The sequence below is a fragment of the Allofrancisella inopinata genome (assembly GCF_012222965.1).
GTDB lineage: Bacteria > Pseudomonadota > Gammaproteobacteria > Francisellales > Francisellaceae > Francisella > Francisella inopinata.
In genome coordinates this window covers 696674-710089 of record NZ_CP038241.1, presented here as the reverse complement: position 1 = coordinate 710089, position 13416 = coordinate 696674, and the positions used below count along the sequence as shown (strand labels likewise).

The window sequence follows — 13416 nt, the reverse complement described above, 5'->3', positions numbered from 1 at the left end:
TATTTAGAAAATTAACGTGTATATTTAATTAATAAAAAGATTAATTTTATAGTATGAATTATTTTAAATATGTAGCAAATACTTTAGTTATGGTTGAACCTAAGTATTTTTGTTTTAATCAAGAAACAGCAACCAACAATGCTTTTCAAAATAAACCGAATATTACAAATCAAGACTTACAAAAAATAGTAATCAATGAATTCTATACCATGGTGGATAAAATTCGATCAAATAATATAAACGTCATAGTTTTGGAATCAAATTTTGAAACTCCTGATGCTGTTTTTCCAAATAATTGGTTTTCAACACATTTACTTAACCAGAAGCCTTATATTTTCATATACCCAATGCACGCTCAAAATCGTCGTAGAGAAGTTCAAATTGAAAAGCTTATTGAAAAGCTTCAAAAAAATACGGGGCTCACCTATAACATACTAGACTTAAGAGGAGATTATTCAACAACTCTTGAGGGTACAGGAGCATTTATTTTCGATCACGAATATAAAACTGCTTATGTATCTATATCTCCTAGAGCAAATAAGAGTTTAGCGCAAGATGTATGTAGGAGGCTTGATTATAAATTAATTACATTTACAAGTTTCGATAAAAAAGGGCCTATTTATCATACAAACGTAATGTTAAGTATAGGTGAACGTTTAGCTATTATATGCTTAGAGTCTATCAAAGCAGATGAAGAAAGAAAAACAGTAATCGAAAGTTTACAAAAAGCTAATAAAGAAATAATAGAAATATCTCTAGAACAAATGTACCAAATGTGTGGAAATGTTTTAGAGGTTAAAAATAAAGATGGTAAAAGTTTTTTGATTTTATCACAAACAGCAAACCAATCTTTTTTAGAGCCCCAATTAAATACAATTGATAAGTATATAACACGTATACCGTGCGATATTAAAAATATTGAAATGGTTGGTGGTGGAAGTGCTAGGTGCATGTTGGCAGAAATTTTTTATTGAGACTTGTAAAACTATTATTAATCAAGGATGCTCATATGTCTAATAATAAGCTTGGGATATTCAAATATATTGGTTGTATTTTATTAGTAATTAGTTCTATGATAGGAGGCGGAATATTTGCTTTACCTATTATGGCTTTTAAGCTTGGCATAATTGCCACTATTATTTTAACTCTATTAATATACGTACTTATGACGATATCAGGCTTATTAGTTGTAGAAATTAGTATAAAACTACCTAGGTTTAGAAATCATTATACTTCATTGGCATACGAAGCTTTTGGGATGCCTGGAAAAGTTTTAGCTTTAATTGCTTTTTCTATAGCAATTTATGCAGCACTTACTGCTTACATAGGAGCCACTCCAGCACTAATTAAATCTGACTCTTATAGCGCAGATTTTAATTTTTATATAACCCCTACCGTGGTACAAGTGACTTTTACCGGAGTACTAGCTACAGTTTTAATCTATAGTATGAAATATTCTGAACACATAAATAGGTTAGTAATGACAATTAAATTAATGTCTTTGGTTACAGTAATATTCTTACTTTCTAAATTTATTAATATTAGTAACTTGTTTATAGTACCAATAAATCTTTCAAATCTAATTGAAGCTACTCTTATTATAATTTTAGCTTTTTCTTACCAATCAATATTACCAAGTATAGTTAGCTATGTAGGCCCAGACTATAAGAGACAAATTAGGAATATAATTTTAGTCGGTACCTTAATTACATGTATTATTTATCTATTATGGATAATTGCTATCGCGGGTTTTATAAAGAGCGTTGGTGCAGATAGATTATTCATATCTAACCCTACTCTAGAGCAACTAGTAGCTATAATTAAAAACAATAGTTCTAATTCTATTGCTATAGCAGCTCTCAACGTTTTCTTAAATATTACCTTATTCGCATCATTTTTAACCATTTCTATAGCTTTTATAGACTTTTGGATTGATGCTTTAGGATTGAATAATAATATTTATGGACGTTTAATTGCCGGGGCTACTGCCTTATTACCATCATTATTGATAGCTTTATTTTTTAATAAAATATTCGTAGTTGCACTAACAGTATCTGGTTTTGCTGGTATTGCGTATTCTATATTACTACCCTCTGCCACATCTTATAAATTGTTTGACAAATACAATAAAAATGGGTCCTATTTTTTTGGAGGTGGTAAGAACGTAAGAGGACTTATCACACTTATAGCTATAGTATTTATGATTTTAGCAATGTATTTTTAAAATCTATTTTATTGCAACTTTTACTAGTTTGAAATAAGTTAGCTGTTATATTACAATTCCACATATAACTATATAAATAGGAGGATATTATGAGAATACTTTCTGTTCAAGATATGTCTAGCATTGTTACTAAGCACGGTTTTGATAAATTTATAAAAGACCTAGTAGAGTATCTTAAAGAAGATTTCATAAGATGGAATGAATTTGACAAATCACCACGCTATGCTGCTCACGTTCCAGGTGGTGTAATAGAGCTTATGCCCACAGCTGATAAAAAACTATTTACTTATAAATATGTAAATGGCCATCCTAAAAACCCAGAGTCAGGCAAACAAACGGTAATTGCTACTGGTCAGCTTAGTGAGGTTAAACATGGCTACCCATTGCTAATTTCTGAAATGACATTACTTACAGCTTTAAGAACAACTGCAGCTACAATTTTAGCTACTGATTACTTAGCCCGTGAAAATAGTAAAACAATAGCGTTAATAGGTACTGGAGCTCAAAGTGAATTTCAAACTTTAGCTCATAAATTAATTCGCCCTATAAAAACGGTTAGATACTTTGATACAGATCCAAAAGCTATGAAAAAGTACGCTAATAATATGAAAGGTGCTGGACTTGAGCTAATAGCTTGTGATAGTGCAAAACAAGCCTGTGAAGGTGCTGATATTATAGTCGTTTGTACTGCTTGTAAATTACATGCTACTGTTATAGAAAATGACTGGATTAAAAAAGGTGTTCATATAAATGGTTTAGGTGGTGATTGTCCGGGTAAAACGGAGCTTGATAAAAATATTTTGTTTAGAGGTAAGGTTGTTGTTGAATATACACAACAATCTATGATCGAGGGAGAAATTCAAAATCTAACCCAACAAGAAATTGATCAAGTTTTACATGCGGAAGTTTGGGAAATTGTTGCAGGAGCTAAAAAAGGTAGAGAAAGTGATGATGAAATAACAATATATGACTCAGTAGGCTTCGCGATAGAAGATTTTTCAGTATTACGCTTGGCTTTAGATTTAGCAGAAAAATATGATATTGGTAGCCAAATGGATATGGTTCCACCTATTAAAGATCCTAAAAATTTATATTCTATTCTTTAACAAAGGCTCCAAGCATATACCTCAGATCATACTTGTGAATGGCTATTTAAGTTACTTAACTTTTTTTTTAAAATCATACCTCCACCAGTCGTTTGATGAGCTGGGACATCAACTGAAATAAAGCCTCCATTATCTTTTTCATATTTATAAACTACTAGACTATCAGTATTACTAGTTACTAGTATATTTCCAGATAAAGATCTATTAACTGAAATATCAGCATTTATATTAGTACTAGAGTTTAGAAGTTTACTATTATCTTTTTCTGTAACTTCAAATTCCCTAAAGAATTTATTTTTTCCATTTATCTCACTTATAGCAACAATGATTTTTTGATTATTATTACCATCTATTTTTACTTCATTTTTATTATTTTGAAATTCAGTGATGTTAATAGTGTTCTTATTTACATCATTAGCCAATAAATATAGCCTACTAGTCATAAAAGTAGTACTAACTGACTCACCTTACGCATTTTAGTTATGAATTTCTAATTTCATATAACTCCTTAAGAGCAATAGCGTTAGATCTAACTAATAGCTTATATTTCAGAGCGAAGTGGTTTAGTGAAGTTTTTATCTTAAGCATTTCTAGTTTACAAAAAGCTACTAATGAGCAAAAAATATGATTTCTTTGAGTTTTCTCAACTTTAGTTGGTGAGGCTGATAAAGAAGTATTTTGCTTAATTGATTTATGATAAACCTCTATTTGCCATCTTTTTTGATAGTCATGGTATAACTGATTAGAATCTATTTCTAAATCATTTGTTACAAGATATAAAATTCCTTTTGTACCGTTCTCGTTTATGAAAATCTTTTTTGTTAAAAGCACAGGGAAATTCATATCTTTAAGCCATATCTTTAAAGATTCTCCATCAGCAATATCAAGTTCAGAGAGCTTAATAAAATCCTTACTCTTTCTAGCATAATCACTCAAGGCAACAACTCTATTTGACTTCATACCAAGTATAAATTTCTTCGATAATCTATGATGTATGAAATTCATATTATCTTTAGAGCAAAACCAGCTATCTGCCAAAATATATTTAAACTTAACATGATTAATAACTGCTCGATTTATCATGTTTTGAAACATTTGGTTTTTAGTAACTTTAGATCTTCTTTTATACCGCTTATCTTTTTCATCATAATATCGCTCATCCTTTTTCACTATCTCATAGTCTATAGGAATAGATAAGTTTGATGTACTAAGCATACATGAGACTATATTAATACCCTTTACATGAACACTTTTAGCATGAGAGTGATGCCAACAGACTATATCATTTTCATCTGTGCTTGGCTTTTCACTAATTGTATCATCCAAACAAAGAACATCGTATTCGCTGTTATGTTTTCTAACTAAAGGCTTTATATATTTCCAAAATTCTAAGCTTGTTAAATCTGACTTGTTTAAAAACCTTGTTATTTTGTCATGTGATACTTCTTGATCTAATATATCTGATAATTTTGTGGCTGTAGCATACTTAGTTTGGCTTATAAGATAGTCTGTGTATATATCTAGTAAATCCTTGTCCATTTCTTAAAAAACAGAATTTTTTCCTATGTCCAGTATTCTAAATATCTTTTTAAAACTTACAATCTTTTACGTAAGGTGAGTAACTGAAATAGCTTAAAACCAGCTATTTCAGTAGATTCCGTGGTCAAGCCTGACGGAATTGTAAGTTAAATTCTTAGTATAATGTTTACTAAGGAGTTAAATCAGAGCTGTTTAATAGTTTTGATTATAACCCAAGCGACCGTCCCGGAATAGATTTAAACAATCGTCGTCATCAAGGTACTTGGGTTATCTCCTTAATACGTTTGGATAGTTGCTTGGTTTTAACGACCGTTTACAATCGCAAACATTTATAAACATACTAAGGAGATACTTGAAATGTATCATAATTTTATCGGTATTGATATATCAAAGAATGATTTTGTAGTAGCAATTCATGCTAAGAAAAAGACTTTTAAATATCTTAATAACTTAACTGGTTTTGATGAGCTTTTATCAGATCATCCTATACTCAAGGATAATTCTTTTGTAGTTCTTGAAACTACTGGAGGCTATGAAAAAGCTTTACTTGAGTATTTAATAGCTAAGAATATAGTTGTTCACAGAGCTAATACTAGAGTAGTTAAACATTTTATTCGTTCTACAGGTCAATTAGGTAAATCAGATAATATTGATGCTATTGGACTAGCTAAATATGGGTATGAAAGACACCGTGATCTAGAATGTTATCAACCTAATGATGATAAAATGCAGAAGCTTATAAAATATATTCTTAGAAAACAAGATATTAAAAAACAGTTAGTAGCTGAAAAAAATAGATATCAAGCACCAGACCAAAAATGTACAAAAGACTCTCACCAAAGAATGATAGGATTCTATAAACAAGAGATTATGATTATAGAAAGTTATATAAATAAGTTAGTCGATGATTGCCAATACTTAGTAAAAGCTAGAGATCTATTAGTTAAAGAGGTTACTGGTTTAGGAAATGCTACAGCCACATCTTTACTTGCTTTGATGCCTGAGTTAGGAAACTTAAACCGTAAACAAATAGCTTCTTTAGCAGGAGTAGCTCCATATCCGTATGAAAGTGGTAAGAAGGTTGGTTATAGAAAGACTTATGGTGGTAGAGCTGATTTAAAACCTATATTATTTATGTCAGCATTAACTGCTGCTAGAAGTAATGGTAAGCTTGGAATATTTTATAGAGATCTTGTTGAAAAGGGTAAAAAGAAGATGGTAGCACTTGTAGCTGTTATGAGAAAAATTATAGTCATTGCTAATGCTAAAATTAGAGATCTAAAAAGAGATTTGAAGGTCTTATAAAGAAATTAGCAACATAGTTGATGACGTACTACTTTTTAGTATCGTTAGCTATATTTGAAAGTTTGAGCCTTTCCACTTAACTGTGTAAATTCAGTTACATGAATCTCTGGATTCTATCCTCAAACTCAATAGCGAAATAAGGCATAGCCTCATTCCAATATCTGACAGGCATAGACCATTTTTTAGTCAAATAATCTATAGCCAAGTACAAAGATTTGAAAACAGAGTCATCCTTAGGAAACAGCTTTTTATTTTTAATAACTTTCCTAAACTGACTATTAAGCGATTCTATCGCATTAGTAGTATAAATAACTTTACGAATTTTTGGTGGGTATTGCAAGAATACGGTTAAATTATCCCAGTTATTTGTCCATGATTTTGAAATTAAAGGATATTTAGCGTCATACTTATTTGCAAAGTTATCAAGTTCAGATTGAGCTATTTCAATGGTATCAGCATCATATATTTTCTTTAACTCTCTAGCTACCTCTTTTTTGTCTTTATATGGCACATACTTAAGACTATTACGAATTTGATGAACCATACAAAGCTGATGCTTTGTCTCAGGGTATATAGCTTGTATAGCATCAGACATACCTTTTAAATTATCAGTACATGCTATAAATATATCCTGTAAGCCTCTATTCTTTAATTCAGTAAATACTCCTAGCCAATATTTAGCACCTTCATTTTGACTGATCCAAAGACCTAATACATCCTTATGACCAGTTAACGATATGCCAAGAGCCACATACACAGCTTTATTAATAATATGCTTGTCTTCTCTAACTTTAACGACTATACAGTCAAAAAACACTATTGGATAAACTGACTCTAAAGGTCTATTTTGCCATGCTTTAACATCATCAATAATAGCTTCTGTAACATCACTTATAAAGCTTGTACTTATCTTTGTATCATATAACTCAAATAACTGTTGTTGGATATCTGTAGTACTCATACCTTTAGCATACAAAGATATTATTTTTTGGTCTAATCCATTTATCTTTGTTACTCTTTTGGGAACTATTTGAGGCTCAAAGTTACTATCTCTATCTCTAGGAATTGATATATCTATATTACCAGTATCCGTAGATAAACTTTTATTACTATAGCCATTTCTAGCATTTGAAGAGTTACTGCGTTGATGCTTTGAGTAGCCAAGATGACTATTCATTTCTGTATCTAGTGCTTTTTCTAATAATCGTTTTGTTAGTTGCTTTAGCAAACCATCTTTCTCAAACATTTGATTAACATCAACACCTGAATCTATTATTTGATCTGCAATAACTGAGTAAATATCTTCTGACTTCTTATTCTTAGACATCGTTTCTATCCTTAATATTTTGCTAGATATAATCTAGCAGGTTAATTAAGAATTTACACATTTATTTGGAAAGTCCCGAAAGTTTAAAAACTTTTTCAAAATTTATGTTATTCACAAGCCACTCTACCAACTTAAGAAATAATGCTAATTTTGACTATATTAACGAATACTTTCAATTACCATGTAATACTACAATATATAGTTTATTTTTATTTTCAATAAGTTCTTTGTGGCGCTTCTGTTTGGAATCTAGGATTCAATGACACATAAACTGTAAAACATTCTATTTAACCCATCAAAATTGACTCCTGCTTATTAAATTTAACATATATCAATAACTATTTTTATCACCTATTATTAGTCACGTAAAAGTTATCAAATTTAATACAAACAATATATTTTCGAAGGAGATAAAAATCAGTATGGATATTAAAAGAATTAAATGGGAGAACGGTCTGAAATTATATAGAGAGGGGAAATACTTATGAAAAGAGTATGCAATATCTTTGTAATCCCTGATGAAGGTAAACAAACGATGCAGGATGACATATATGATGCATTTATTAATTCCGAAAAATTTTGGAGAAATTCTTTTAAAAATAAAATTAGAGATGATTTACAGTTAGAGTTTGATATTATTGAACATAAAGGGAACTTAAAAGAATATAAAATCCATAGAAAAGGTCAATCTACCAATGAATTACAAAATAATAATCTAATTCGTTTCAAGAATCCTGCTTATTTAAACAACAATAGATCTTCTTTATATCTTAAAGAACAATATCAGCATATATTTATTAATTTTTTAAATTCACAGCGCAAAGAATATGACTGTATATATAAGCAACAAAATACCAAACTACAGAAACAGAGTTTTGTTGAATTCTTAATGAAGAACTTAGAATCACCAACCAATTGTGATCATCTAAGTCCTATATTAGAGTGGATTGAGAATATAAAATACTTTATATCTCACTATAAGGGATTAATTATAGAGTCCACTGGAACAACCGGTGTGCATCCTATTTTTTATAAAAAAAATGTAGTTATAGGCCAAGAGAACCATGATAAATGTGGTCATAGATCTAATAACAGTTTATTCATTTGTTTTTTTTCTTTAGTAGCACTTGATACTGCTATCAAAAGTAATAAAGTTATTTATGGTACTTGTCATGGCGCTCAGCTAGGATGGATACTTTTAGGTGGAGGAATGGAAAAGATTCCTTTTGTTGATAATCCTAGCTTAGAAGGTATAGCTCAATGGAGTCGGACTCATAAAACTCAAAATAACAACAAAGGATTATTAATGCATGATGGAATGATAAGCCTTTTTAAAGATGTTATAGACTACAAAAATATCCCTCTAGATACTTTTAAACATAACTATGAATATCTTAAAATTATAAACGACAATAACTTACACGAAAACTCTGAAAAATTTGAATACTATATTAACAAGGATTTCAATCATACATTACTAATGACAGCTCCTATTCCCGATAAGGAACAATTATCTATTGATTCTTATCATCCATTATCATCTATACCTGGAGCTAAAGATTCTCTTATTAAATTTAGTGATACAAACTTATACCCAAATGAATATGTTGGCCGTGGAGACGAGTATTCAAAAGATATCGGAAAACAAATTATAGTAGATGCATTTCACTATAACACCTTCTATGGTTTCCAATATCACCCGCAGTACACATTCAAGAACTCTGATACAGCTTTGATTTTCCATAGAATAATATTTGATTTATATAAAATTACACTAAATTAAAAATTTTAAACCTTGATATTCTTAATGGACTCTTCATTTAGGCAGATTACGTGTGTTATTTAAACTATGGAACTACTGCAAAACCAGTTGCCCATCCACTAGTCTATAAATTTTATCCATACGGCTGGCAAGTTGCTCATCATGAGTTACTATTACAAAACTAGTGCCAAAATCTTGGCTTAATTGTTGAATTAACTGAAATATACTTTCTGATCGCTGGCCATCTAAATTACCAGTTGGCTCATCTGCCAGTATACAGTTTGGGTTAGTAACTAGTGCCCTAGCGATAGCAACTCTTTGACGTTCACCACCTGAAAGCTCTGCTGGTTTATGCTCAAATCTTTCTGTTAAGCCAACTTTTGTTAAAATTTCTTGAGCTAATTTAATAGATTCTTTTTTAGTGTATTTTTTTGTAATTGCTAAAGGAATCATAACATTTTCTATAGCTGTAAACTCTGGTAACAAATGATGTAACTGGTAAATGAAACCTAAGTGTTTATTACGCATCAAAGCCCGCTTATTAACAGACTGATTGTCAAATCTTTCACCCATTAAATAAACTTCTCCGGCTGTACATTTATCTAATCCACCAAGAATATTTAGCAAGGTAGTTTTACCAGATCCAGATAGCCCTAATATTGCTATTTTTTCACCTTTGTGGATATTTAGATCGAGATCTTTTAAAATATCTATTACACTTTTAAATTCCGTATATTGTTTAGATACATTCTTACAGCTTAATACAATTTCTTTACTCATATCTAAGAGCCTCCACTGGTTGTACTCTTGAAGCACTCCAAGCTGGATACAACGTAGCTATAAAGCTTAAAATCATCGAAACTATAGTTACTTTTATAACGTCATCTAACATAAGTTTAGATGGGATGTAGTCAATCAAATAAACATTTGCGCTAACAAGCTGCCTACCTGTAACCTGCTGGATAAAATTAACAATTTCTGTAGCGTAACTAGAGAGTAAAACTCCTAATAATACTCCTAGAATAGTACCTATCAAACCTATAATAGAACCTTGGTAAATAAATATTTTGATAATTTGGCGTGATGACATTCCCATAGTTCTTAATATAGCTATATCACTACGCTTATCAGTAACCAACATTACTAAGGAAGATAATAGATTAAATATGGCAACTGTAATAATTAAAAGTAAAATGAAAAACATCATCGTTTTTTCCATCTTTAAAGCATCAAAGAAAGATTTATTTTCATCGGTCCAATCTCGAGTAAAGTAGTAAGACTGTATAGCCCCATCGTTAAGTTTATTTTTTATCTCCGGAGCATCATAAATGTTATTTACGCCAAGTTGTAAAGCTGAAACATTATCACCTAACTGAAAAACCTTTTGTGCATTTTTAATATTTATAAGTGCATAATAAGCATCATACTGATAACTAACAGAAAAGATCCCTGAAACCGTAAACTGTTTAATTCTAGGTATCATACCTGCTGGAGTCAAGCTCACCTTTGGTACTATAAGTGTTACCTTATCACCTATTGTTACTCCTAAACTATCAGCCAAAGCACTTCCTAAAACTATATTATATCCTTTATCATCTTCTAGTGTCGCCAAAGAACCATCAATAATATGATCTGCTATAGGTAAAACTTTGGTTTGGTACTTAGGCTCTATACCTTGTATTTGCACAAAAGCTGTCGTACTACCACCACGATTTGCACTTAATAACCCTTGTGAATCTATAACTGGTGCTGCTGCTTTTACCTTAGGTATCTTAGATTCTATTTGCTTTGCAACACCTTGCCAATCTTCTAGTTTTCCACCTAACTCATAAACTTTCAATGGTGGCACCATCATAAGGATACGACTTTTAATCTGCTCATCAAAACCGTTCATCACAGACATAACTGTAATAAGCACAGCTACACCTAAAGATATCCCTAAAAAAGAAATTGCAGAAATGATAGATATGAATCTATTACGTTTTTTTGCACGAATATATCTAAGTCCAATAAATAAAGGAAGACTTCTAAACATCTATTTTTTTATATACATGAAACTAAATGTATAGGATAGCATATTAAAGATTGAAAAACATTTTAAAATCTAACTATGAAAAATTATCAGGAAACAATATTAGGTTTGAAAAGTCCTGACGATTACCTACTTTCACCTGGGCAAATGCCAGACTATCATCGGCGTTAGTCCGTTTCACTTCTGAGTTCGGAAAGGGATCAGGTGGTTCCAGACTGCTATTATCGTCAGTGCATATATGATACTCTTCTTAATTCATAAGTCAACTGTTAGTTTTAGTATTGCCACAAAAAAACTTATAATTTTAATCTATCTATCCATACATATCTTAAAATTGGTCATAAACAAGGGCAGGGGTAGAAATTAAATTATTTACTTAATAGCCTTTATGATTTTTTTTACCTAACCATACATCTTCAAAATATTTATGATCATTTGGTCGCCATATTCTAGCTGACTTTGCATCTGAGTATTCTTTTGAAAGAGCAACAGCATCGTATGAGTATGAATTGTTCCCCCGGTCACGTAGCTGTTTAAATTTATTTTTAGTATCATCACGCCAGGCCTTTCCTTGTTCGCGAAGGTTCATAGCTGTACCCGCTGAAAGGGCATATAATCGTAATTGAGCATAACGCTGATGAGTAGACCTCATATCAAATCTATGATTATTCAATAGGTCACTAATATTCTTAATTAACTCGTTGTGTTTTTTATACTTGTCGGGTGTTATATGCTTTTTAGGCTCCGTCAACAGGCTAACGAGCTTGTCCGCACAAATATGATGGCTCCCAAAAAATGATGGTTTATCTGCTAAACAACAATAATAAACTAGTTCTGGTAAAGTTTTTGAATGCAGTAAATCCGTGTACAACTGTGGAGAAATATTTTGTCTTTCAATATTATTAAGAAAAAACTCTTTAAACCCTTCAAAAACATTTTCAATCTGCTTTGCTTCATTAGGATAGTTTGAATTGTATATCTCCTCTAATGCTTTGTACCCATTCCCACCCGACTTATATTGACCGGATGAAACTGACTCTTGATCATCCCAAGGATAACACCCATTATCCATTTTCAAAAGTTGTGAACTCCATGAATTTCTTGTTCCATTTAAGGGAAATTTTTCCACAACATTTTTTGAACGAATGTAATAATCAAAGTCTCTAATTAGGAAGTGTGTTGCCTTTCCTGTATGATATTCCACGATGTTCCCATGAGAATGTAAATCAGTTATGAAACGTTTATTTTCTTTAAATGACATATGAAGCTCAGAATTTATGAATTGCTCCGTAGACTTAATAGGATCCATAACCTTCCCCCCCACAAAAGGCATATCCAACAAGTAAACTGCCCCTATGTTTAGGCTGCGTGCAGTTGCTAAACCATCATATTCACCAGAATAAGCATTCTGGTAAAAATCATTAAACCCTTGAACAGATCTTTCTATAGGGAGTCCATTTAATGCCCCGTAGTTCATTAATTTAATCACTCGGTATTCTTCTTTACCAAAATGATTTACAGTTTTATATATATATATATTGATTAAATGACCGCCTCTAATAGCATCCCCTTGTTCATTCTTTTTCAGGACGCGCAGATTAGAGAACTCGAACGGCGTATAACTTTTTTGAATTGCAGCTGATATATACTCTTTATCAAAAATAAAAGAGGAAGACTGTTGCCAACATCTTTCTCCTGGTATGACATTTAATTTGATAAATGTTTCAATAGCCATCTTCATAGTAACACCCTATCCTTATATAAACATCTAATTCTAAACATTACAATCTTTACTCATTTTTACGATACGTGCAGCGATAGAAAATAAATTATATATCAATCTACGCCTCTCATTTCATAGTAAATATTTTCCTCTACTGTTTCAAAACATAGAGTTGATTAGTGTTTTCTTGCTGAAAAATCCCATCTTCACTCTTAGACTATTACATGTTATACTCTTTAAAAACTTAAGTAAAAAGGTAATAATTGACAGCTACTATTAATAATTAACTCTTAAGTGTCTTGTAGTGCTTGACTGACCTAATTTATGTCTTAAGGGGATGTTGCAAGCTACAAATAATTGCTCTAAAATGCAATAAACTTCCTCGGGAACTAGATTGC

The 13416-nt window shown here is 31.0% G+C and carries 11 protein-coding genes and 1 rRNA gene; 5 read left to right on the top strand and 7 right to left on the bottom strand.

Annotated features, from left to right (window positions below):
* The first annotated feature begins 53 nt into the window (after nt 1-53).
* From ctlX to E4K63_RS03270, 3 genes are all read left to right on the top strand, one after another.
* A complete protein-coding gene (gene ctlX, locus E4K63_RS03280) occupies nt 54-974 on the top strand; it encodes a citrulline utilization hydrolase CtlX (RefSeq protein ID WP_133940541.1) in 921 nt (306 codons plus the stop codon).
* A 35-nt stretch (nt 975-1009) separates the two neighbouring features.
* Complete coding sequence (locus tag E4K63_RS03275; protein ID WP_133940539.1) at nt 1010-2224, top strand: aromatic amino acid transport family protein; 1215 nt, start codon at nt 1010-1012, stop codon at nt 2222-2224.
* A gap of 89 nt (nt 2225-2313) precedes the next feature.
* Nucleotides 2314-3330: an ornithine cyclodeaminase gene (locus tag E4K63_RS03270; RefSeq protein WP_133940537.1), complete on the top strand. Its 1017-nt coding sequence runs from the start codon at nt 2314-2316 to the stop codon at nt 3328-3330.
* 26 nt (nt 3331-3356) lie between these two features.
* On the opposite strand, the gene E4K63_RS03265 is transcribed toward E4K63_RS03270, so the two are convergent.
* Together E4K63_RS03265 and E4K63_RS03260 are read right to left on the bottom strand one after the other, a co-directional pair.
* Nucleotides 3357-3773, bottom strand: a complete 417-nt coding sequence (locus tag E4K63_RS03265) for a hypothetical protein (RefSeq protein WP_133940535.1) — start codon at nt 3771-3773, stop codon at nt 3357-3359.
* Nucleotides 3774-3810: 37 nt separating this feature from the next.
* Nucleotides 3811-4869, bottom strand: a complete 1059-nt coding sequence (locus tag E4K63_RS03260; RefSeq protein WP_179965674.1) for an IS701 family transposase — start codon at nt 4867-4869, stop codon at nt 3811-3813.
* A gap of 357 nt (nt 4870-5226) precedes the next feature.
* Between E4K63_RS03260 and E4K63_RS03255 the strand changes: the two genes are divergently transcribed.
* On the top strand, nt 5227-6174 hold the full coding sequence (locus E4K63_RS03255; RefSeq protein ID WP_179965678.1) for an IS110 family RNA-guided transposase: 948 nt from the start codon (nt 5227-5229) through the stop codon (nt 6172-6174).
* Between the two features lie 94 nt (nt 6175-6268).
* On the opposite strand, the gene E4K63_RS03250 is transcribed toward E4K63_RS03255, so the two are convergent.
* Nucleotides 6269-7501: an IS256 family transposase gene (locus E4K63_RS03250; protein WP_179965676.1), complete on the bottom strand. Its 1233-nt coding sequence runs from the start codon at nt 7499-7501 to the stop codon at nt 6269-6271.
* Between the two features lie 484 nt (nt 7502-7985).
* Between E4K63_RS03250 and E4K63_RS03245 the strand changes: the two genes are divergently transcribed.
* Nucleotides 7986-9284 carry a hypothetical protein gene (locus E4K63_RS03245; protein WP_133941280.1) on the top strand — a complete coding sequence of 433 codons (1299 nt, stop codon included), beginning with the start codon at nt 7986-7988 and terminating at the stop codon, nt 9282-9284.
* Between the two features lie 72 nt (nt 9285-9356).
* On the opposite strand, the gene E4K63_RS03240 is transcribed toward E4K63_RS03245, so the two are convergent.
* The 4 genes from E4K63_RS03240 to E4K63_RS03225 all read right to left on the bottom strand — a co-directional run bounded on the left by E4K63_RS03240 (nt 9357) and on the right by E4K63_RS03225 (nt 13030).
* On the bottom strand, nt 9357-10043 hold the full coding sequence (locus E4K63_RS03240) for an ABC transporter ATP-binding protein (RefSeq protein WP_133941278.1): 687 nt from the start codon (nt 10041-10043) through the stop codon (nt 9357-9359).
* Nucleotides 10036-11298 carry a lipoprotein-releasing ABC transporter permease subunit gene (locus E4K63_RS03235; protein WP_133941276.1) on the bottom strand — a complete coding sequence of 421 codons (1263 nt, stop codon included), beginning with the start codon at nt 11296-11298 and terminating at the stop codon, nt 10036-10038. Before E4K63_RS03235 ends, E4K63_RS03240 begins: the two co-directional genes overlap by 8 nt.
* Nucleotides 11299-11411: 113 nt before the next feature.
* Nucleotides 11412-11527, bottom strand: a 5S ribosomal RNA gene (gene rrf / locus E4K63_RS03230).
* A gap of 144 nt (nt 11528-11671) precedes the next feature.
* Nucleotides 11672-13030, bottom strand: a complete 1359-nt coding sequence (locus E4K63_RS03225) for a hypothetical protein (RefSeq protein WP_133941274.1) — start codon at nt 13028-13030, stop codon at nt 11672-11674.
* Between the last annotated feature and the right edge of the window lie 386 nt (nt 13031-13416).